Annotated in this window: 15 protein-coding genes; 3 read left to right on the plus strand and 12 right to left on the minus strand. The window is 40.4% G+C overall.

Going from position 1 to position 24,391, the window contains the following annotated elements:
• Positions 1-3 precede the first annotated feature (3 nt).
• Together AC23ME_RS18625 and AC23ME_RS18630 are read right to left on the minus strand one after the other, a co-directional pair.
• On the minus strand, positions 4-600 hold the full coding sequence (locus AC23ME_RS18625; protein ID WP_487729253.1) for a hypothetical protein: 597 nt from the start codon (positions 598-600) through the stop codon (positions 4-6).
• Between the two features lie 290 nt (positions 601-890).
• Complete coding sequence (locus AC23ME_RS18630; protein WP_487729254.1) at positions 891-1,580, minus strand: hypothetical protein; 690 nt, start codon at positions 1,578-1,580, stop codon at positions 891-893.
• 476 nt (positions 1,581-2,056) lie between these two features.
• Here AC23ME_RS18630 and AC23ME_RS18635 point away from each other — a divergent pair, with 476 nt between their 5' ends.
• A complete protein-coding gene (locus AC23ME_RS18635) occupies positions 2,057-2,509 on the plus strand; it encodes a hypothetical protein (RefSeq protein ID WP_487729255.1) in 453 nt (150 codons plus the stop codon).
• 167 nt (positions 2,510-2,676) lie between these two features.
• On the opposite strand, the gene AC23ME_RS18640 is transcribed toward AC23ME_RS18635, so the two are convergent.
• Entirely contained in the window at positions 2,677-3,966 is a 1,290-nt protein-coding gene (locus AC23ME_RS18640; RefSeq protein WP_487729256.1) for a hypothetical protein, read from the minus strand.
• A 241-nt stretch (positions 3,967-4,207) separates the two neighbouring features.
• On the opposite strand from AC23ME_RS18640, the gene AC23ME_RS18645 reads away from it, so the two are divergent.
• Positions 4,208-4,840, plus strand: coding sequence for a response regulator (locus tag AC23ME_RS18645; protein ID WP_487729257.1), 633 nt, complete (start codon positions 4,208-4,210; stop codon positions 4,838-4,840).
• A gap of 254 nt (positions 4,841-5,094) precedes the next feature.
• Here the strand turns inward: AC23ME_RS18645 and AC23ME_RS18650 are convergent, their stop codons facing one another.
• Positions 5,095-7,812: a T9SS type A sorting domain-containing protein gene (locus AC23ME_RS18650; RefSeq protein WP_487729258.1), complete on the minus strand. Its 2,718-nt coding sequence runs from the start codon at positions 7,810-7,812 to the stop codon at positions 5,095-5,097.
• A gap of 1,028 nt (positions 7,813-8,840) precedes the next feature.
• Here AC23ME_RS18650 and AC23ME_RS18655 point away from each other — a divergent pair.
• Complete coding sequence (locus tag AC23ME_RS18655; protein WP_487729259.1) at positions 8,841-10,289, plus strand: serine hydrolase domain-containing protein; 1,449 nt, start codon at positions 8,841-8,843, stop codon at positions 10,287-10,289.
• Between the two features lie 1,505 nt (positions 10,290-11,794).
• On the opposite strand, the gene AC23ME_RS18660 is transcribed toward AC23ME_RS18655, so the two are convergent.
• The 8 genes from AC23ME_RS18660 to AC23ME_RS18695 form a co-directional block, all read right to left on the minus strand.
• Positions 11,795-13,099, minus strand: a complete 1,305-nt coding sequence (locus AC23ME_RS18660) for an ATP-binding protein (RefSeq protein WP_487729260.1) — start codon at positions 13,097-13,099, stop codon at positions 11,795-11,797.
• Positions 13,100-13,136: 37 nt separating this feature from the next.
• Positions 13,137-14,273, minus strand: a complete 1,137-nt coding sequence (locus tag AC23ME_RS18665) for an eCIS core domain-containing protein (RefSeq protein WP_487729261.1) — start codon at positions 14,271-14,273, stop codon at positions 13,137-13,139.
• A 62-nt stretch (positions 14,274-14,335) separates the two neighbouring features.
• Positions 14,336-15,091 (minus strand): hypothetical protein, encoded by a 756-nt coding sequence (locus tag AC23ME_RS18670; protein ID WP_487729262.1) that lies wholly within the window; start codon positions 15,089-15,091, stop codon positions 14,336-14,338.
• Between the two features lie 126 nt (positions 15,092-15,217).
• Positions 15,218-15,772, minus strand: coding sequence for an N-acetylmuramoyl-L-alanine amidase (locus AC23ME_RS18675; protein WP_487729263.1), 555 nt, complete (start codon positions 15,770-15,772; stop codon positions 15,218-15,220).
• A gap of 36 nt (positions 15,773-15,808) precedes the next feature.
• On the minus strand, positions 15,809-18,670 hold the full coding sequence (locus AC23ME_RS18680; protein ID WP_487729264.1) for a contractile injection system tape measure protein: 2,862 nt from the start codon (positions 18,668-18,670) through the stop codon (positions 15,809-15,811).
• A 10-nt stretch (positions 18,671-18,680) separates the two neighbouring features.
• Positions 18,681-20,579, minus strand: coding sequence for a hypothetical protein (locus AC23ME_RS18685; RefSeq protein WP_487729265.1), 1,899 nt, complete (start codon positions 20,577-20,579; stop codon positions 18,681-18,683).
• Between the two features lie 11 nt (positions 20,580-20,590).
• Positions 20,591-21,289 (minus strand): hypothetical protein, encoded by a 699-nt coding sequence (locus tag AC23ME_RS18690; RefSeq protein ID WP_487729266.1) that lies wholly within the window; start codon positions 21,287-21,289, stop codon positions 20,591-20,593.
• Between the two features lie 11 nt (positions 21,290-21,300).
• Positions 21,301-24,390: a hypothetical protein gene (locus AC23ME_RS18695; protein WP_487729267.1), complete on the minus strand. Its 3,090-nt coding sequence runs from the start codon at positions 24,388-24,390 to the stop codon at positions 21,301-21,303.
• Position 24,391: the final 1 nt, after the last annotated feature.

Consider the following 24,391-nt stretch of genomic DNA (forward strand, 5'->3'; position numbering starts at 1 on the left):
ATGTTATTTTTTTGACAGATTGAACCTGGATCCCAAGGTCAAAAGCGAACTTGGTAGGATCGGAAAGGCATTGTTATACTTGATGGCTGGCATGACCTCATAGCCCATAAAAGGTGTCAGCTGATTATATTTTCCAAAGTTGAACTCATAGCCAAAGTCTGCGGCCAATGGAACGACCCACCTGCCTTCCGATTGCGCTCCACTCTTCTGCCATTTATCACCAACCATCTGATACAGAGGATTTGAGTTGTTGAAATATATCATCCTTCCCAGTCCCATGCCTACCCCGGGCCTAAACCTACCTAACAATGGCCGGTAATAAAAAAGGGTGGACACATAGATCGCATTGCCATGCTCAGCATGGTTGAGCCAGCCGATGTTCAGGCTTTGTGAAGCAACATGGCCAATATTATAGCCATAATCTATCCCTAGCGCGACACCTGGATTTTTGAAATTATCTATCAATTGTTTAAACGGCAGGTTGTAACCCTGCATCGACAACTTGACCGAATAACTCAGCCTTGAAGGTGATTGGGAAAAGACTTTACCTATGAACAGGACCGTCAATAGCACGACCAGCCCTATATGTTTGCTCTTCATAGCTAATATGTTTGTTTAGTTTAAGCGTATAAATTCAGTTGCTAATCTCCGTTTTTTCAAAACTCTATTTCAGCACCGTCGACAAACTACATTGTTTCCACTACAAAAGGATAAACCGTACAGTTGAAACGAACGTGAACTCAGCGACCAGACTTAATTCGTTCATCGCTCAGCCCGTATCTCGTGAGCCGTTTAGATCATCATCGGTCAAAAATGTCAACTGGAGAAAAATGCCGACCCGCAAAAAAGCGAAGTCGGCAGCAAGCTTCATTACTCGGTTGTCCAAAAAATTAAAATGTATATTTTACTCCTATGCCACCATTTTCAGACCCAAAACCTCCCCCGTTCAGATTGATAGCTGGCATCCAATCGGCACTCACTGCGATGGGTGTTCCCTCGAATTTATACTCCAGACCTGCCACGCCAGCAATACCAAAATAGAAGGAGCTGGTACCCTTACGATATTCGGCTGGAAATATAGAGTTTTTTATAGATGAGTTCCCTAGGTAAACACCTCCACCAACTAGCCAATAAAGTCCGTTCACCTCAGCTATGGGTCGCTGATATTGATAAAGTGCGGTAAGGGCAATATCATTTACGATCCCGCCGAAACTTCTATAGCGGATAATGCCCTCGATAGCATGCCTATCAGTCAAAAAATATTTCGCTGTTGCTGAAATGCCCCAAAGAAACTTGACACCAAGCGCAGCCTTGTATGGACTTTCAGCATTGGTTGATTGACGTACAGTTCCAGTTTCCTGAACATTATTTATTTCATTGCTACCAGCGCTTCCTCTTCTAAGTGAATCCGGTGCATCACCGTTGGTCCTACTCAAAATTTTCATTGCAGGATAATTTTCATTTGCAATCCTGCTTGCCGATGTTGCGTTAGCAGGCATAGCCTGCTTATTCAATTGGGCATTTGCATTTAAGATTGCCAGTATCGGCGCACAGAATAAAATGGTTTTTAGATGTTTCATATATATTAACGTGTTATGTATTCATTATTAACTAGACACTTGTAAAAGCAACCGCTGTTACCCGACCGTTAGGTAATGTTGGGCAAAAGTACCGCGACGACGGCTGTATTTTCTTGGTACTGCTACGGCTGCTTCAAATTTCGGTAGTACTACGCTATTTGAAACACCTTACTTCCGCGCTAATCCAACCCGCCCAAGACAGATATAGGTTCGCACCAACAATTTCGCATTCCACTTCAAAGCGAAATAACTCCTAGCATAGAATGGTTCAATCAATATGAAATACAAATACGGATATAAGCAAGTGTATTTGAACGAAAGAGGTCTTTATTCCTTAAGCAGGCTCGACGCTAAGCAGGCACAAATATGATCGCTCAAATTCAATAATTAAGTACCACTACCGATGTCATAAAAAGCGTACAAACCCTATATTATGCCGCTGGCAAGCCCTCTATTTTTGTCAAAAATTAATCAATATGACAATAAAAAAAATCATGATTGCGAGCCTGCTTTTCATTTCAGGCGCAATGGTAGACCTTGAAGCAAGGGCTCAGCAGCAAAAAAACATTCCTGCCAAAGTTAAAGCTACTGGCGAAAGCAAATCTGGAGGTCAAAAGATCTTTCAATGGATAAAGGATGATCTAAGGAATTATTATGTGGCCTCGCTAGCCAATGGCTCGGTACTTATTGTCAGTATGGATGGTCAATGGCTCCAAAGTATCCATCCTGTTCTCGACCAAAAATTTCCACCAATTATTTCGGCTGCTATTAACCCTTATCGAGTAAAAGGCAATGAGATTGACAATATGGTTATCGTTGAGGATGCCAAGATAGGCAAATATTATAATGCGGATGTAACTTCCGATGAGGATGTGACCACGTTGTATATTGACCTGAATGGTAAGATTTTCAAAAAAGAGAAGAGATAAAATAAGCCGCTTAAAGCGGCTTTATTTTCAAATGGCCAGTACATAAATCAAACGATCCAGCGCTAGCCCCGACATCGAAGCTTTCATTTCCGACATTTGAAAAACAGCTATTGTAATGAAAGAGTTCACGGTTATCGACAGACTGCTTTTTTATTGCCTTAAAATGATCAAAAACCAACCTTCTTGGCACTGAATTTCCCTTCTATGGAGACTATGCCGATCCTGTCTCCTACCGGAATTGAAAAATGTCCGGCAGTACCCACATTAAATGTTCCAAATACGGCACTTTCGCTAACAGATCTTAGTTTGATATGGCCATCACTGACCGAAAGGGGTTGCAGTATCTGGTTGTTGGTATGCGTATACATTGAAGTCCCATCAGGCACGACATATTGAAATGTATTCTGCTGTAAATTTCCAATATTGAAAAGCATCCATTTGTTATTTCCTTTCCATTTTAACACAAATGCACCGTTGTCGTCCCTATTAGCGAGCATATAGCCGTCAGCAGTTTTAAGCAATCTAGCATTTCTTATCGTAATCAAATTACCTCCATTGATCCTAAACTCTATCTCTCCCCCCATAACTTCTATATTTGAAACCAATAACACTTGATGACTGCCCATATTAAGTTCCAAACTTACTGCTATTGGATTGATATGGGGAAGCGTTGCTGGAGCCGTATACCGAGCACTACTACCCGATGGTGCTAGCTTGCCAACATTTCCGGGCAAAGTCCACCGTTTAACGTACTTGGTTTCCAAATCTACCTGTTCCCCAACCATTAAAGGAGTCCCATCAGGCGGTACCAACGGAACCAGAAAGCCATTATCGGCAGTTGCCGATGGTAATACCCTTACCGCTTTCAAATCTAAAACATCATTAGTCCTCACTGTACTTACCTGTGGTAAGAGGTACATCCACTGCATCAGTGCCCAATCGCTAAAATGCTTTGTCTTCACCTTCACTCTTTTATTTACGATATCAACTTCGGTAGGCTGCAAATAACACCAAAACCCTTTATCGTTTTGGTAAGCTACACCAAGAAAATGTGTTGAAGAAATTCCGGTCTCCTCGCTGTAATTAAATACAAGCTCTACTTCCTTGTTAAATACAATGCCATGGGGCTTCAAGCGGAAACCAGTACCAAGGCCAGCAGGGTTGGAATTGGTGATAGGCTCTATACTTATTTCTGTCGCATTAGCCAAGGCACCAGCAGGTATGATGATCTCTAGGTCTTCTTCCATACTTAATAGACTACCTCCATCTGGACCAATAATCTTACTTCTTAAAACCTCATAACCTAGCGTATGATCCAAAACACTTCCTACCGGATAGGTTTTTGGCTTGTGCTGATCTTGTGGCGGTGCAGTATTCTTTTTACTGCAAGAGGCCAGCGAGAAAAATGAGTAGGCTACAAAGGCCACAAAAAATAATTTACGAAAATACATTTGCATTGATTTATGTAAGAAAATACAAATCTGCAATTCCCATGCATTGCAGCTATCAGTATCACTACCCTATTCAAAGAATAAGTGCTTATACGTAAACCATAGGGTGCTGGTTCTGTAACATATTCAAAATTTGGTGGATTATACAGATCACAGACCACCTACCCAAACAACAACTTAAGTAGTTCTACTTAAAATAGATATTCCTGGTTTACTTAGTTTGCACTATTAACTTATATTTGATAAAATGATAAAAATAGCTATCGCTGATGACCACCAGCTTATTTTAAATGGGCTGAAGGCTATCTTAAAAGAAAGTACAGAGATTGATATTGTCTTTACTGTAACCGATGGACAGCAGCTCTTACAACAACTAGAAATCGAAATCCCAAAATTGCTCTTGTTAGACATAGAACTCCCCGATAGCAATGGGATTGATTTATGCAAAACTGTCAAAGGTAAATATCCCGACATCAAGATCATTGCACTCACCAACCATGAGGAAACCGTATATGTTAGAAAGATGATGAAAAGCGGTGCAGATGGCTACCTGCTGAAAGGAACCGATCAACTTACACTCATAGAAGCTATCACCACAGTGAATAAGGGCGAACAGTTCATAGATGAGTCTATCAAAAAAAATATTCTGCAGGAAACCATTTCTGGAAAAAAATCTAATTCACTGCTTAAACTCACCAAAAGAGAAAACGAAATACTCACTCTTATTGCCAATGAATATTCCAACCAAGAAATTGCCGATAAGTTGTTTCTGAGCATACGTACCGTAGAATCGCACAGGTTAAGTCTAAGTCAAAAACTTAATGTTAAAAATACTGTGGGATTGGTCAAAGAGGCCTATCTGCGTGGCCTAGTAAAATAGCATCATTAGAAATTTCTTTTTTGTATAAAAAAGCCGACCCGCAAATAGCAAGGTCGGCTACACATTACATTAAACTACTAAATTTAAACCTCAAAGGTGCTTTTGTTAAATGTAGACTTAATACGTTTACGGCCTTCCTTGGGCCAAAATCATTCATCGTTATGAATGATAGATCCTAAATAAGTTACATTTATTCTTAAGGTCGCCGTCAATTGGTTCGCAGTCCTGCTGCGCTTGCACTTGCAAAAAATTATTTAAGACTTTATAAATTTTACTTTTTGACCAGCTACAGAAATAAAATATATGCCTGGCCTTAAGTCCATAATTTCTAGCTTTTGTCCTGATATTTTCGCTGATTTAATTTTTCTACCATAAACATCATAAATAATTGCCTCAATGTTGTCAGCGACATTTGTTAGATTTACAATATCACGGGCAGGATTCGGGTAAACGGCAATCTCTGTCTGATGTAAGACAAAATTTACCGAAACAATTTTACTATAGCTGAAATTACCATTGTTGTCAATCTGCTTTAATCGGTAATAGTTCACGCCAATTTTTGGATGTTTATGTACAAAAGCGTAATTGCTAGCTACATTTTTCGCAGTGACAGAGCCAATCGTATTGAAAGAGTAGCCATCAGTGCTCGTTTCGACATTGAAACCGTTATTATCTTGCTCCATCTCGGTCCGCCAATAGAGCGAAACGTTGCTTTTATTTCTCTGTGCAGTAAAACTGCCCAGCTGAATAGGTAGCACGCTAGTGTCAAATTTCTGCATAAACAGGCCGTTGGCGCTATAGGTCGCGTAAATTTCTCCAATTTCAGAAATATTGAGCAAAACCCGACCAACACCGCCAGAAGAAAGATGGCTTTGCTCGCCTACCAAGTTCCATTCATTTTGATGGAAACGCTTGATGACAACCTTATCATTTTTAGTTCGTTCTATGTAGGCAATATAGGGTACGCCCATACCGTCGACAATAATCGTGGCATCTTTCACGTCATGCTCATTTTGCTCTATTTCGCGCAAAGAAATCCACTCTGGACCAGATTTATGGTTAGCCAGGTTTTCCGTTGCGATTACGTTTCTTGACACCATTGCTTTGTTGTTCCACAATTCTTTAAAGCTAACGAACACATTGTTGGACTGATCGATTGCAATAGAGGGGAATGCAGCAGCGGAAGAGGTTGCTTTCCCCGTGCCAATATTGGTCCAAGAGTACCCATTCCAACTCACGGCGTTGATTTCATCTTGTTCGGTGATGTAGGCAATAGCCGGATTTCCATCTTTATCGAAAGCGGTAGAAATGCTTTTTGAGGCAAATGAAAATCCTGGACTGGCCAGCGCTGCCCATGTTTGGCCACTGGCATCATATTTCATCGAGGTAATCCTGTTACCATTCGCTTCATCTATGTAGGTAATAAACATTTCGTTTTTGTTATTTATGCTTAGCGAGGGGTCTTTGATACCGCCAGCTGAAAACCCTGCATTACCGTGGATCTGCCAATTGTTTGTCGCCTGATGATAGCTCATCACCGTAGCTTTTCCGCCATGGTCGCCATCGGCAAAGCAGACAAATGCCACACCCTGCCCGTCAAAGGCCAAAGATATACCTTCGGTTGTACCAGAAGAAAACCCCTCTGGACCAACATTTACCCACCCCGTTCCCTGATAGCGCTTAACCACTGCCTTTCGACCCGCATTTTCCGCATATGCTATATGCGGCATTCTACTAGAACGATCTATTACCGTAACAAAACGCTCTGTTCTTGTAGCACCTATACCGGGATTATCTATAATTTCCCAAGCGTTTGAGCTTGCGTTGTAGATCCTGGTAGTCATTGCGGGCTGTACATTCCTATCAGTACAGATTAATATAATCTCACTTTCATTCCCGCTGACCAGCACATTCTCCCAAGTTGTACCCGTAAAGTTCCGAGTGCCTACAAATTCCAGACCATTCGTCTGTCTATTAACCATTGCAACACTTAAACTCCCTATAGCTGAATTTTCCTTGCCCGAAATATAAATCTTGTCATTTTTATCGATATGCATAAATGCACCATAGGTAATACCAGTGAATGCCTGGGCTACTTCAGTCCATTCCTGATTGCCCCCTAAGCGCTTGATGATAGTTCCAGTATTATTGACCAATGCCACATAAGGATGGTTCTGGCTATCGATGGCAAATAAAACGTTGTTATTATTTGACTTATTGGTACTCAATTCATTACTTACAAGTTGCCAGGTAGAACCCACTAGTTTGCGCACGCTAATATTCCTATCTATCTGTTGATATGGGGCGGCATAGCACATATATAGCGCATTATTTCGGTCTATAGCTAGGCTAACATGTTCCGTTGCGTTTCTGACGCCTACCTGCTGATCACCGACATCGATCCAACTTCCGGTTTGGAATTTTTTAACTGCAATAGTGCTCTGTGAAGTTTGATACAGGACATGCGGCACATCGTTATCATCTAAGACCAAAGATAAACCGTTGCTATCATAACCACTTTGTAGATTGTTGTTAAAGCCGCCAAGTTGTTCCCATTGACTAGTACCGGCCCTATAGACCGATATATTATAGGGGGACTGATAATGTTTAATCGCAATAATCGGAGTACCATTTTTAGTAATTGCGATTGCTACCCTTCTACCCCCACTGCTATTGAATGGAGATATGGAACCTAGGACGTCCTGCCAGATACCTGTAGCCCTGTTCAACTTTCTTACATATACTGAAACTGAGCGACCATGGTAGGCCATGTATATATCCCCATTGGTATGGGTTGCAGATGATACATTTTGTATCATAAAATCGGAGTTGCGCGTACTATTGGTTAAGCCCACATGATCCCACTGCTGTGCCATTCCATCGAAGGGTATGCTCGATAGAAGAAACAGTAAAGCATAGATTGCAGCGGACCATCTGCGGCGAACGAATAAATTGATAGGTTTTACTAGCATAAGATATAAGTGGTTAATGTTCGGCAAAACTATCATCCAGGGTGTAGCATTTTTTAGGTACTGTTACGCGGCGTAAATTTTGAGTAGTATTACCTAAAGAAGATTGCTATCCCAAGCGCATAGAGATGTGGCGAGCAATCCCGAAAGGGCGTTAGTCTCTATCGGTTTCAGCCGAGTTGGATCTCTCCAATATATTCTTCACAGAATCAAGCAAAAAGATTATTCGAGGGTCCACGATAGATGTGTGCTAGAGGTCAAGCACTTTAAATCTCCATGGTACTCCTGGTAAAAAAAGATGCTTGGATCTTATGACAAAAGACCATTACTTCCTTTGTCAATTAATTCCACAAGCGTCTGCCGACCGCTGTACAAGTAGCAAGCGATCGGAAATTTGTTACCAATATCAAGAATGCGGTGTATCAGGAATTCATTTATAGTAAAAATAATTTCAAGACCAAGACGGAGGGTATCCGAAGTGACTACTTTCTCTGGTTTAAAGGATTAAATAGATTGATTTTAGAGTTTTTAAGGTGTATCGGGCCTGGTTGGGCCGTTCGCTTTTGAATATATTTACAGTCTCTTTCCATGTGCTTTTAAAACAACGCATGCTGATTTAAATAAGATTGGCTTTGTGAAAAGTCCTTGGGGCAAGATAGATCGAAGTCTAAATTTCATTTTGCCAGCAAAAGGCAGACCTGACGGTCTGCTGCCTTTAGAACTTTTAATCGGGTAATGTAAGAATGGCTTAGGAGGATATACACAGCATACTATTTTCCCACCGTACATTCAGTTCTAACTAGACACTTAGCTTTGTGGCATCCTGCCGTTTGTCTACGAAAACACTCCTTACGTCTACATACATGTCAAAGCTCTATCAGTTTAAGTAAGTTTGCCGAAAGCCTTCCCTCGCAGCATCGGCACTACGCATACCAGATACCACTGTTACGAAATTTTGCACTTGAACGAAGTTGGCTATAGCTGTACCATTACCAGCAAAATAGATCGTTGCAATTTAACATGATTATTAGATGAAATTTAAATTAATACTACTTGCTACATTAATTATTCCTGTCTACAAAGATGGCTTGGCTCAAAACAAATTCCATCAACGTCTGGATAGCCTGATGGAAGCCTATAACAAATTAAACTGGAATGCTGCCGTCATCGTCGCCAAGGAGGGGCATATTATATTCCAAAAAGCGATCGGATATGCCGACGTAGAAAAAAAAATACCATTACAGGTCGATGCGATGATGGCGTCCGCCTCAGTCGGAAAGATGTTCACGTCCACAAGAATCATGCAGTTAGTCGAGCAAGGTAAGTTATCCCTACAGGCTCCGGTAAGTAGATACATAAGTGGTTGGAATCTAAAGAATTTTGATAAAATTACACTTCATCAGCTGTTGACACATACGTCTGGGCTGGCCAGCACTTGGGACAATCCAAAATATGATTTCACCAAAAACTATACGGTAGCAGAATTCAAAACCCTGTCGGAAGAGGTACCTCTCATATTTGACATACCAGGTAAACAATACTTTTATAGCAACATAGGATATACCTTGTTGGGCGAGGTCATCGCAAAGATTGATGGCATACCGTACCAACAGTCGATAGAGAAATATATCTTTCAGCCGATTCAAATCCAGCCATTAAAAGATCTCGTAGCTACAAGACAACTAGCCAAACCGTATTATCAGGTTGCGTCCGATAAATTCATAGAGGACCAGGAGCAAAAGCTAGTTATTCATCAAGCACCAACGGGCGCAGGGGGATGGATATTAGGAGCACCCGAGTTATATAGATTTGTAAGTGCTTATCAGCAAGGTAAATACTTATCGAGATCAAGTATGGAGGTACAGAGGACAGCAAACAAAATTTTTAACGGATTAGAAAGGAACTATAGATATGGATTATCGCTCCTCAACCTCAATATGAACAAACCAATATTTGGACATAATGGAGGGGGAAAGGGGTATACTGCTGAAGGCTTTTTTGATGCTGAATCCGGATATACGATAATAATGTTCTCCAACCAATACGGTTCGGGTTACGGAATTACTTCAAACCTTTTTAGAGTGCTTTACGACAAAGAGATTATTCCTCCAGCACAACCAGCCTACATTCGACTGATCGAACAGCTCTATAGCGTGGGTGCCAAAAATATGTTAGAGGAGACTGAGACCTTTTTCCAGAAATTGGGGATCAGTCCATCAGGCCTTCTTCTCAGCCGTACAGCTGACAATCTCGTTTTGGCCAAGGACTATAATAATGCCAAAGTGATAACCGAGGTTGGAAGGAAATTATTTCCCACATCCCCTACCCAATGGCTTCTCAGCGGTGACATCGCATTGAAGCTAAATGAGGTTGACAGCGCAATGAATTACTACCTTCAAGCCAAAAAATTGAGCGAGCAGGCCAAGGATGCGCTAGCGTTCGATGCAGCTGAAGACAAATTAAAAAAAATGATAAGGTAATCAACAGATAGGTTGATAGATACATAAAAAATAAGCATCTTAATCTGCGTGGGTTTTTCAAAGCTAATAATAATTTAAGTTACCCAATTAGTGGGGAAGGATCGTTTTGTACAATTTCCTTTTTTCAACTGTAGGGCAACTCTAGCGGGTTCGGCAATAGAAGCTCCAAATATTATTAAAGGAGCTGGATGTTGCATTAAGCTCATACGTTCTCTATCGCCAATACACTCCGGCAGGCAGTGACAGAACTGTGGCGATAATGGGCAAAAAAGATGCTACAACATTATTTTTACCAAATAAAATACTGTTACAAAACAAGAAAGCCCATTGGCAATTCAACGGGCTTTCCTTATACAAACTTACGAGCAATTATAATCATAGTCCTGACCTCAAGCGTCTAACAGGCAAAGGCTATGAAATTCAGTATGAGGGACATTTCGGCACTATGCTAATCATCCCTAACTTGTCATTAACTTAATCGGAGACAAAACTTACGGATAGAGACCAGCTCTTTCATCGTCGTATCATTGTACACACAGTTAATTTTCTCACGATTGATCAACTTGCGGATCAGCTCCCCCATAGATTGGCAGTTACTGGAGGTTAGCAATTTCTCTAAGCGTCAAAGAATTTTCTACGTACTCCAGTTCTTAAAGGATAGTCTAAACGAGTTGTATTCTCTTCTTTTTGAAAGCCCATGAGGTACATTATTGGTGTTCAGACAGGCACGAGTTCCGAGTGCCTGCTCCGACCGCAAGGGCGGCAAGATGTTTTTGTCCGTGGACAAAAATACATCTTGCCTAGACCAAGCGGGCTACCAAACTAAGCTCCCGATCCTTGTTGAAAACTATGGTGAATGTGAAAAATGAATGGATATTGTTCAAGGTCTAGCAATACGACTTTTGTCGACTTCGGCAGCGGCCTGCATTACCGCCCTTCTAACCTGCTGCCTCAACCATGTTTGAAAAGGATTTTGCTTTTCTCATCCTAAGGTATGGGCTACCATTATACCTTTCGCCCCTGGATATTCGGGTTCTTGTTTCGATTCGTCATCACTGAAAAATTTAATTCGAAACAAAGTTGTAGCGTTAGAAAATCAGTTTATCACTAGTAGAGTAATATAAGAATGCAATCTATTAAAACTTAAAATGTTTACTTGGTCCATCACTATCTTTTATAACGATAAGGTTCAGAATCAAGTTGATCGAAATTTCAGTTCAGTTAAATGGAAGGTTGGCATGTGAGTGAACCATGGTAGAACTTTAGACAAATTAAAATGAAATCATGCAGCTTGTTTTTGATTGGAATTGCACACCTACTTTTAACCATAATTTACAATTACAGGGTGCATACTCTCTCCTGTTAAAAATTGATAATATCATTTTTTGATAGTTTGACATATGAAACTGGCTTTCATTTCACATTTACCAAGCATTATATCGTATAAAAGAAAAGCTATTAATTTTAACCCGAGTTAAATTTGAGTAAACGTATTTTTCAGCAAATCACTTAGCAATGATTTTCCCTTCTTTTAAAAGTTCATTTTCTATGTTATCCTTCAATATATCCAAGCTAATTATCGGCTTTTTAAGTTGATGAACGATGAGGGCACAACGTTGTATCACATTCACCATACTGCCACCTGCAATTTTATAATGAGCAATATCTCTTAACAGATCGGGCTGGGCTCCAATAAGCCATTCCTCAGGTATCATCTGCTGCCAAAGGTGCATCCGAAGTTGTTGATCTGGCATCGGAAAATACAAAACCGACTGGAAACGACGAAAGAATGCCTCATCAAGATTATCCTTTAAATTGGTTGCCAACACTACCATTCCTGGAAAATCTTCAATTCGCTGTAGTAAATAGGCGACTTCTTGGTTAGCGTGTCGATCGTTGGATGAATTGGTCTCTGAACGTTTACCAAACAGAGCATCGGCCTCATCAAAAAAAAGCACCCATTTCTGATGCTCGGCCCTATCGAATATTTTGGCAAGATTTTTCTCTGTTTCACCAATATACTTGGAGACTATCATGGATAGATCTATTCTATAAACCTCCATATCATGTCTCTTACCCAAAAGAGAGGCTGCCAATGTTTTCCCAGTACCTGGAGGGCCATAAAATAGACAGCGATAACCAGGCTTAATGTATTTGTTGAGTTGCCATCTCGAGCGGATGTCGCTCTCATGCTCCAACCACTTCGAAATAGCTTCCAAATCCTCTTTTAAATGATAGGGAACTACCAAATCTTTCCATTCCAAAAAGGTTTGCATCCGTTTTGCCGGAAAATCAGCACTGTAATCGGGTCGGTAATCTCCATTGTTGAGTACTTTCGCCAAAAATTCTTCTGAGACGGTTAATTTTCCGCTTAAAAATGGTTCACCATCTCCCTGGCTTTCTAAACGTATAATATTTTCTTTGTAGAACCAATGCTCTTTACTGAATAATTGCATCACCAACGAACGGATTTCTGGATGGTCTATACTTAATAAAAATGCAGCCGTTTCTCCTGTGGGAAGGAAACCGCTATGTAACGTACCTTTCCAACCACCAAATTCGGTGTACGGTCGGTCTAGTTCTTTGTTTTGTATAAAAAATATATCTAGCGCCTGTGGATGGATGTGAGGCATTAACGCCAACAGCAACACAACGGTTTCTTCCCAAGTTAATTCTTGACCGGTGAGTTTAGATAAGTCTTTTTCGCCCAGCTTAATATCCCGTAGCGAACTGTACTCGCTCTCTTGTCTGAAGTAAAGCGAAAAAGCGGTGTGGAGCAGGGTTGGAAAATTTTGGATGCAAGATTTCATTATTTTTCAAGGCTGATTTTCATAGATTGTAAAGTGTTTAATTAGCGATTCCTGATACGGATGGCGGAACTGATTTCACACCATTTTCTGATGGGATTGTCTCAGAAATAGTCTCAGCAGAAGTTTTATTTGTTGCTTTACAAACAAATTTTGCTGTCACGGAACCTGATTTTGGTCCTTTTGTAAGATCAGTGGCAGATTGATTAACTGTAACCGAATAATCAACAGGATTTCCGCTATCTACCCATTTTTTCACCCCTCTCTCAACATATTTTAAATGTGCGCTGTTTGCCGATCCGGTAATTGGATACATATTGAATCCTTTACCCGGACCACCGATATTGTGATTCAGTAAATGACCGCGTACATATTTGTCTGGGGCAAGTTCAGAAGGATCAGTAGGCAGATGGGCCATTAGCTCAGCTTGCTGCCCAGCTTCCGGTCCTGAACCCTTAAGATTAGTTACTTTATCCAATGCATTCTTATCAAGATCGGTAGCTGTCATTGACATTCCTACTGTACTTCCACCAAGGGTAGCCGTTGTCCAATCTACATGCGTATTAGTGATGGGATAATCAGCTGATTCCAATTGTGCCGTATCTGCGGAACTCGGCAACGACATGATGCTGTCCGAGGTTGGAATACCAGTCGCATACTTCATTTGAACAGCCTTCGCTCCCATCACATCTGCTTCATTTTCCAATCCCGCATCATCGTTGATATTTGTTTTCCCTTTTAGCTGCTTCGTTGGTTGCACTCTTCCCTGCTTTTGTTGTACGACGTGCCAAGCTTCGTGCGGTAAATGCCTTTCTTGTCCAGGAGCAATATGGATATCTGATCCCTGAGCATAGGCATGCGCCTGTAGTGCTGCAGGCTTAGAAGAATTGTAGTGTACTTTAACATCATCTAGGCTATAGCCGGAAAGATTTTCTACACCACTTTTCAAATTATCTGGCAAACCAGTATTATTGGGCTGGCGTTGCAATGGCTCTTCCTCTTCTGTTACCAATTGAGCTGTTTCGAATTTACCTTGCACCAGCTCTTCTTCCTCAGATTGAAATTGGGCAACTTTACTTTTATAAGCTTGGAGAATAGTTTGATTTGACGCCTGTTTCTCAGCTTTTGGCTGTTCTAAATCATTTCCGTTTTGCTTTGACTGTACGCTTGCTTTCATAAAATTAAACATTACTAGAAGCCGTTCAAGTTCTAAATTAACTAAAATTATTGTCTATAAAACTAAACTACCTTAATCTTACCTTTATACTGTTCTCTTTCCCAATCACTTGCTCCTGCCCTACCTCTTCTTCCTTTACCTTTATGGTCCCAAGTATCCGGAGAGCTGGCATGAGAGAAATTATCAACGCTTTCGTCTTCTTCATCATGGGCCCAACCATTTTCGTCAGCTGCAGGTCCTGGTTGCGATTCTATCACAACATTATCAATAAATTTACTACCCAACGTAGGACTCCCATTTATGTTATTTACGGTTTGGGCATTGCAGACAAACTGAGCTCCTTTTCCAAAACTATCTTCATCCATCCCGCCTTTTACTTGTACGGTATAATATACTCCGTTAGGATTTAATCCTTTACTTCTATTATGGTTAGCTAGTGACAGATACGATTTTACACCATATTCTACTGCATGGAGATGGGAGCCATTCGCGTCTTTTGTAATTGGAAATAGATTTTCTGCAACTCCAAAGCCCCCTAGATCATGGTTTAGCAAATGACCTTTTATTAATGCCCAAGACGCCAAGCTATATTTCCCTTTCAGTCTCTTCATTAAATTTTTCTGTTCACTTGCTCCAGGTTCAGAACCGCTTACCGGATCTGCAGGATCTAGAAGTGCTGTCATATGCGTTCCAACACGTTCTGTGGTAAAGTTGGTAGGTGAAGTTCTATAATCAAAATTAGAAGCCGAATGACTAATAGCTGTTTTCAATTGCAAAATCGCTGATTTCCCTTGAATGGGTTCTTCCTCGTCTATCATAGATTTAGTTTGTACAATATGAGTTCCATATGCCTGTAAAATATCATTGACCGGTGCTTGCCTTATTGCCTTGGTCTGCACTGACTCAAGATTTTCTGATTGTTTTACATTTGTTTTCATACTCAGCTATTTTTTTAAAATTTCTTGAATTGCCATTACATGTAGCTTAGCTATACGTTCCTTTCCTAATTGTGACAATATGAATTCGCAGTCTTTCCAGGTATCCATAAAAAGGTTTTCGGTTAGCACCGATGGGCATTTAGCTTGCCTGAGAATCTGGAAGTTCTCGGATTTTACACCTCTATTTTTAAATTCTGGCAAAGCTTTTCCAGCTACCTGCGAGAATACCTGAGCAAAGCTTTTAGAGGTTACAGATTCAGGGTAATGGAACACTTCCCATCCCGTACCTCCTCCTGCATTAGCGTGTACCGAAATAAGCATGCATTTTACACCTTTTAGGTAATAGGCATTTGCCCTACTTGCTCTTTCTGCTAAAGACACGTCGGTTGTTTCTGGTACAATAATATCATGATCAATGCCTAACTGTTTAAGTTCTGCAGCAATCATTGCCACAATTTCCCTGTTAAATTTCCATTCTAGTAATTGCTTGCCATTTGGCCATACCGGCGAACGTTTACCTGGTGTTTCGGCACCATGGCCATTGTCTAATAAAATTTTCATGAGCGTATTCTTTTTTTAGGTTTATCGTTATCTTTTCTATCTCCATTTAACTTGTATAGCTTTCGCCATCCAGCTGAATTTAATTGCCCTAAAACTCCAAGGCAAACTATCCAATAACATATCGTAAGCTTTGGCTTCTACCGTAAGTTCAAATTCTTCGTCTTTTTCCAAAAGCTTTCCTTCCCGTTGCAGGAAACCTTCTCGTAAGCCTTCAATGGTTTTGACCTTGTCCCAATGTGTTACTGCCCCCACTAACATCTGCTCTACTGTTATCTTTTCGTCATCACTGAGTAAATAACCACGAGGTACGGGCACAGAAGCGACAAACCCTGTTAAAAGCTTATTCAGCCCCAATACATGCTCCGGGAAATCGGTGTGACCAAATACTGCGTACTGCATCAGATATAGTGCTTTGATATAAGCATCTACATCCTTTACCTTTCCATTCTCTACCAAATTGAACAATTGAAACAACCTTGGTAAAAATGGTGCGAGAAGAACAAGCCCTGCATTATCTAAGAAAGATACCTGCCCAGGTTTCTCTTCTATAGGCTCTTCGGGTAATAACATCGGCATTCCCAATACTTTTTCCAGTTTTCCATACAACACCATTGTTGATTTTAGTAAAGGATTCATCGCTGCTATTTCCTTTAAGTGAAGATGTAATTGTTCCTGCTGATGTTTACCTGGCAATTGATCGAACAATAGTGCCATCACCTTCAACAAAATATCTACGCTACTCCATTTCTCATAATTTGGAGCTAAACGAAGCAAGAGGGCCAATATTCTTCTAGAAGTTACACGGACATGGTGATGTTGTAGCATGAAACGACACAATGCAGAATAGGCCTGTAGCACAGGTTCTAAATGAGCAACAAACGCTACATGCTGTGAAAGGGAAAACATCATTTCTTTTTGCTCAGTTCCACTACCCAAATAGCGTTCTAACATCTCAAATTCAGTGTTTCCAACTTTAGCAACATCCATATCAGCTTCAGGAGGTAACAACGCTGTTTTCATGGTAATTCCAGAATGTACTTTGTAGAGCTCGGCGATAATTGCGACCACTTGGTAAGGCAAGCTAAAACCATTTTGTTGGATTTCGCGATAGAAATAGACCAACAGCTCCCTCATATCAAGATTGTAATGCGCACTGATTTTCTTTAGGATACGTTCGACTATATTTTTTTTATTAAATGATTGGTTCTGTACTCCAATCATAGCCTCATGCAAAAAACGCCATTTAAGATGAGCATATCTCCCAGAAATTTTCCCCTGCAAAATCCCTTTCTGTTGCTGCTGCTTAATGGTAGAAACATAGGCCAGTAGGAAATGGCTCTGTGGCCCATAAAGTAAACTCACCAATTGTTCGTGCTGTTGTTCTTTCAATTGAAGGAGCAACTTATTTCTGAGCATCTCATTCCCCAATGCTTTTTTCCATTCTGATACTAGAGTTAGGTCTTGTGCTTCGGCTTTATCAAGAGAGACAACTAACCTTTGCACATCCCATATTGCCTCGTTATGTGTTCCTGCCTTATCATCAAAGCTTGCATACATTTCTTTAAAAATGGCGACAAGCTCCTTATCTATACCCAGTAGTACCTCTTTGGGAGTAAGGTATCGAAGAAGATCTAATACTTCTAGGTTATAGTGCGCAGCGACTTTTCTTAACACCTGACCAACAAAGTAATGCCGATTGAAACCAAGCCCATTGTTGGTTAACAAGATGGGAAACATGACCTGCCATTTAAGGAGATAGAAACCGGCACCTGCCCTGCCTTGGAGCAAGCCTTTATCCTTATGCTGGTCTAAAACTTTTGCATAGCTGGTTACGAAAATATATTGCTCGGGCGCCAGCAACTGCACCAACCTAAATATTTGCTTTTCTTTTAAGGTATGTAACAATAGATAGTTACTATTTTCATTTCGGAGCAGATTTGACATCTTTTTTTTCCACTCCAAACCATCAACTTCCGTATCTTCATTAGTTCTATTCCTACCTTCTAACAGCCCATACAACTGCGACCAATTATTTTCCCAATGTCGATTTTTCAGACTCTCAGACCGAAGCGCTTTTAATAGTTTAAGTAATTCCGATGGATAGCTCCTATCCTGAACATATACCAATAAATCCAACAAATCGCTATATGTGGTTAGATAACGGTTCGCCAATTGACGGATAGTATGTTCTAGGAATATCTTTCTGTTAAAAACCGAACTCCTATCGGTAAGTAGCCAAGCATAAACTACCTGCCATACAGTGGCTCGATGAGGAGATTGTGCTATTTTTGGAGACTTGAGCTTTTTGTACTTCGACTGTACAAAATGGATATAGGAAAGAATGAAAGAGCTTTCGGATGGAGTGATTACCTTGATTCCCACTGCAAGTGTTTCTTCTTCCAGTTGTAAAACCAGACGTTGTTGAAGGCTGGTATAATGACCATAGCGCTGTAGAAAGTGGCGAAGAGCTATACTATCAGATTTCGCCACTTCGGTAAAAAGTATATCAATATTTTTATATCTTGCAGGTGCATCCCATGGCAATGAACCATGCAACAAAAATTGAAACAGTAGCTCGGATAATGCTTGTTGTACCGGGCGCCTTCTGAGCATGGTGGATACGGGATCGCTAAGGAGCTTAAACAAAGCGTTCCCAAGTTCCTGCCTATAAAGTTCTATCAAACGATGTTCAAAATCGCTTTCCTCAATATTCCCTAGATCTAGCTCGATGGTTTCTATGGTTATATCCTGGTCTGTTTCCTCCAACCTATCTAACACCTCATCTGTTACCTGTTCAATATATCCAAGCAAAAAACTATCCCAGCGAGCATACATGGCGCTAAAAAAACGTTGTGATGTTCCTTCAAACTGAAATGCAATCTTCTGTACATTGTTCATATGCTCTTATTTAAAGCGTCTTTGCATATTTTCCGTTCCTATTAAGAAAATGCCGAATTGAACTGGCAATTGCCATCGAATTTTCCAATCCATGCTCGACAATACTCTTACGCCATTCACCATAGAGATGTTCTAGATAGTTGAGTTGTTCTGCTGGCACATAATAGAGCTGCACATTGAGATGTGCAGGCAATCTTTCCAATAAGAGTTCCTCGATAGACGAACGTTCAGCAACACTTTTTGCTTCAGCAGCGGTTACGATGGCCAGCTTATTCTTTTCTTGCAAACAGCAGGGTTCTAGCAATAGCTTCTCAATGAAATAAAAACTATTGCTTTCCTCTCTATGCTTGATCTTTCTCATGAACTCCCAGAACAGATTCGCAATTTCTGTAAGTTCTTCCACGCTCCTGAAGAATAGTCCCATATTTATCCATTCGTCTCTACCAGGATGCCTAAATACCAAAAGATATTCATTTTCGGGCAATACCAGTATTTTATAAAAGTTACGCTCATCAGCATAGTCTAGAAAGCTTTCAAAAAGCACATTGTACCATAAAAGATTGATGTTTTTCCGGAGCAGGTGAAAAGTACCATCATTGTAATCTACAGGTCGATGGGGAATATCACGCAACAAGGTTTGATCGTTGATCTCCAAACCGAAGGCGAAGTTTTTCAGAAAAGAAAACTTGTCAAAAAACTCCTCGTCACTAATGATCCGCAGCCCATACTTATTAAAGGTATCTCTCGTAGAATTTTGATATTTATGATCGCTTAGGAGGTCTAAAACCAGTTGTATATTGGGCATACTACGGTAATCTCCAATATTACAAGACCTATTTCTAAAAGCATTAAGTTGTGGTAATTGCCGTATCAGTTTAGCCCGTTTCTCGTTTCCATTTGCATCCTGTCCAAAATAGTTACCTGTATCTTCGCCATACAGCAGATCTAAAAGATCAAGGTAGGCAGATTTTTGTTCTAGATAGAAATCTGCTCGGTCTAGCACTGCTGAACTAGCACGTTCCTTATCTAAGAGCTGCTCCCACTCGGGAATGGCTAACTCGGGCAGCTTACTCTTGGGAATCTTACCAGAAAAATCGAGTAATTCTCCCACTAGCCCTACTTGTTGTACGGCATCAGCCAGTAGCAAATCTATGACTGAAAGATAAGCTTTTAACTGCATCACCTTCGCTTTGCCTTCTGTATCCATGTTTAAGGGTAGGCCCCTATGTCCCAGACCATAATTTTCAGGAAAGTCGTACTGAATAGATTCATATTCGTTGGTAAACCCATGAGATTCCATATCCGCCCGTTTTTGCATATCCTTAGTATACTTTGGATGCTCGTACACCTGTCTGGTATGGAACATATCTTGCCAGTAATGAAGTTGATCCTTGTGTTGCTCAAAATCGAAGCTCACCTCTCCTATATTTTCACAAAGATTCCTGTGTTGATGATAGATTTTCTTAACCTCGTTTACAAGTTTAGCTGGACCAACATCATCCAAAAACTTTTGTTCATCAAGTTTGATAAAAATATCATATCGTCCCGTCTGCAAGTTATATCTTACACGAAATTCGCTGATTTCGGGAAACCTAGTCTTGAAAAGCTCCTGATAATCTGATTCGGTTACAATACTTTGTGTAAATATCTCTTCAACCGATAGCAGTCCTAAATGGTCTAAGCCAAGATTCGGTCCCTGACGTAAATCCATGTAACCTTGCATGGGCAGTTCGAGCCGATAATGGAATTCTAGCAGCGCATAATTGAAATAATCTGCAATGGTGATACCTGGGTCATGGGCATTATAATCTGTCCATCGCATGCCGCACAATTGCTCTATACGTTTTAAGGTATAGTCTTGGAGCTTTTGATAGTAATTATCGTTCTTATCTCTTCTGGTAATGAACATGGCGAATTTGTTTATTTGTTCCAGATATGATTGACGCTATAGTTGATTGCGCCAGTCTTATTATTATACCTGCTACGCAAGCACAACATGCATTTGCTCCTGTTACCTCGTTCATCTCTTACCCTTAACCATTTTAACTGCAATTTATTCTGCCAGAAAAAAGATCGTGGACGTATTTTCTTAATTTTTCTTTTCCGTCCTGCACAATGGCTCGCCCATGCCAATACATTACCATACCTATTGTTTTGGGCACTATAGGACGCTCTTACTTCGTACATATTAATACCTCCAGATGCCTCCGTAATGCTGTACCATTTCCCGTCGGTAGGCAATGTCCCAATCACTCCCTGTTTGGTATGCCCTATAAGCTGGATTTCCTTTGCATTAATCTCTATATTATTATCTTTTCTGATCACTATAAAGCCATCATTATCCGAATTGCTTTCCGTGCTTCGTATGCAAAGGTCTCCATTTTTTTCTACGTCTATGTTCCAACCTGCTTGGTCTGCCTGATGTTCTGTAGCAATAGAAATTACGGTACGATAATCGCCAAGAGCAGCTACTTGGATGCTTCTTCGCTCTTCGTTATTGAAAAAATCATCGTCATAGATATTGACCGTAGAGTCTATGAGGTCGGCAAACTCCTTCTCTGAGGGACGTTGTCCTGACCTGAAATAATTTTTTAATGTTTCCCTGTTTAATTTTGCCATGTTGGATCATTTTATTTGACGATAAACGTTTCGCCTAGTTTCATTTCTTCTATTCCGAAATTGTCGGGAAATATATCACCGAGCTTTCCTATATGTAGAATATGTTCTTTAGATGGAATAAATAAGGTATTTGGTAGAGCAGGCTCAATGGTCACGTCGGCTCCTGCTGCTACCTCAATTACCTTGTAGCCTACGGGATCTGTTCCTAAAAGAATAGCTTGAAAGTCTTTAATCCTGATCTCCGCACCGAACTCTTCGCTTATCTTTTTGTACATTGCATTTAAAGAGATCGCATATCCAAACTTGGGCAAGATCTTCTCAAACTGCCATGGGGCAATCATTTCATTCACCATATCTAGGATTTTTTTTCTCCTTTTTTTGGAAAAATAGGCTTCTGTAAATTCGATATTCATTCTGATCATCACTTCCTGATAAGCAGGATTTGTAATCTTGATACGTCCTACATAACTTGAACTTAATTTTCTTAGGAAACGTTCAATTTTTACCATCAGGTAATTGTTGACCAATGGTCTATCGGAATACGTAATTGGGAGTACGGCAATACTTACCACATCCTCTCCTTCAACATCTTCTCGATAACATTTAGCCTTACCTATATCAATAAATACCTGGAGAACGATACGCTCGTAATCACGACGGGTAACCGACTTGCCTAAATGGGTAATATGTTCTGAGACGCGAATAAGCATATCCTCTTCTGTTTCTGCTTTTCTTCCCTCAAAGAAAGGGCTCAGAAATCTCCAACCTATAACACCAGGTATTTTTTTTTCTGTTTCTAAAACAATTTCATTTAGTTCAAGAGAGATCCCGTCCATTGATAATTTGGTATCCAACTGCAACAGTATCGGATTGAGTGAAATAGATTTCAATAGAGATATATTCGCATTAGGATTGCTGATACCTGCCCTGATCCATAAATACCCCTTATGATCGTAAAGAGATTGGTCTATATCCTTTGGTATGGAAAATTGCATGCGCCCCGTGAGTGATAAATGCTTTGTTTCGTCTATCTGTACGAACTGATCTGGAGAAAGAGCTTTCCATTTACGCAAATGACCGATATACCACTGAATTTTGGAATGATCCATTGTTGCCGTCTCCTCTTTGGGAGGAGCAAACTCAAAAAATACATCTAGCAATTGTCCGGATGAAGTATTTTTTACGCTGAGCAATACATTGACCTCATCTAGAGGTGCAGCGAAAGAAAGCGGTGGTTCTAACACTGCCTTCGGAAAATGGTCTAATTCATCCAACGGAAGAATATAATCCATTGCGCTATCCCCATCAGTTTGAAATGGATCAATCACATCCTCGGCAACATAGCTGATTGTAATCCGATCGATAAGTGGGATGATGGGTTTGTTTAACTCTGGATATTTCTGATCCTTACGCATACTCTTCATCATTAGTTCTGTAAAGCGCATATGGTAAATATTTTCACCAAACCCGATCTCTGGTGACTGCAACACCAAATCGATGAACCCTGACCTGGCCAGTTGACTATAAGTATAGTGTTCCTCCGATAGCTTTACAGCCGGCATTCTTGATACATCGATCTTAGAAAAACAGGTCTTTCTATAAAGTTTACCTTCGGGGCTAGGCGGTTGGTTCACCCTGTTATTATGGGTAGCAAACAGATACAGATCCGATGCTTCCTTGTTTCCCTTCCACTCGAAATCAGCAAGGTAATAGGGTCTTATCCTAAAACTCGTATTGTCTATTCCTTGTCCGTATGGTGCATAATAACCCGAAAGTCCATTTTCATTCTCGGGAAGCTGTCCCCATCTAATCTCCAAGGATACTGTTTTTGTTTCCTTGATTGCCATTTCGTAATTGCCTACCGCAAACCAGCTTCCTTTTCTGTTACTGATCCCAAAAGGGGCAAATGGCTTTGAACTGTCTACCTTTCCCAATTCATTGTAGACCATTACATTATTGCTATTGTTTACCTCCGTTCTGATGCCAATCTTATTTACCTTGAGATTCTTGATCCAAGAATACGGATACATCCAAGCCTCGAAATTGAGGTGGATATTTAGTTTAGGGAATTTGGAAATAAATGCATGTTTTTCTAATGAACATCCTTCGGTCGGAGGAAACTGCTCATCCAATGTAAAGGAAATTTCAATACCTTTCCCTGCCTTATATCTGCTTACGGTATATCGCCCTATATTTTTCCAACCTTCAACAGTACTAATGGTTATATAAAAAATATTGCTAAATAGCTTGTCTAAAATAGCTCCTTCATATGAGAGGCCATTAAGCGCGGGCTGTGATCTTTTCAACTTCCGAAGTCCACAGATATGCCTAACCATATCTAACATCCAATGTTCTTCACTAAAAATGGTAAGGGTTACTGTTCTTACTCCATCTCGCAGCAGTAAGGCTGGCGAAGTAATCTTAATACCCAAAGTTTTGATGCCCTTTTCATTATTAGATGGGCTTTTTTGTTCTACCTGAAGGGGTTTTACCTTTACTGAAGTAACCAACTCCATATATTTTTCGGGTACCTTATTGCTATCCTTCTCTAAATTGACGATATAAGCATCTTCAAGTGTAGCACTGGTGAGAACGATATCGTTTAATGTACTGTAATGCAATGGTGCCCCTGTCCCAGTACGAGCCGAAAAGCGGGTACCCTTATTAACTATAACTTCTTCATTAAGGTCTTTTTGGAGTGCAATCCAAACTTTATTACCTTTTGAGGGAAGAGACTCTATCCCCAATATTTCTTTTAGATACCACTCAGGATAGGATTTCCATCGCTGGTTAAAGTACTGAGCTGTTTGGTTTAGGTTTTCTAGAAAGATAAGTAGTAAGGCCATCGCAGGTTCCAATTTCCCATCCGCTTTGTCACTTCGTGTCTCATCGATCAACTTGGCTGGGTCCGTAAATCTCCCCAACAGCCTATTGAAATATCCTTCCGGCTCATGTTTGAGGTTGTAGTACCTCAATAAACCTGATAAGCCGTGGGTCTTTTCCAACAGCGCATGCAAATCTGTATCCAATACCGAGAGGTTACGCTCTCTACGAATACGAGATATACGTGATAAACGATCCAAACCATCTTTTCTATCCATA

The sequence above is a fragment of the Pedobacter sp. T50_32 genome (genome assembly GCF_057652195.1).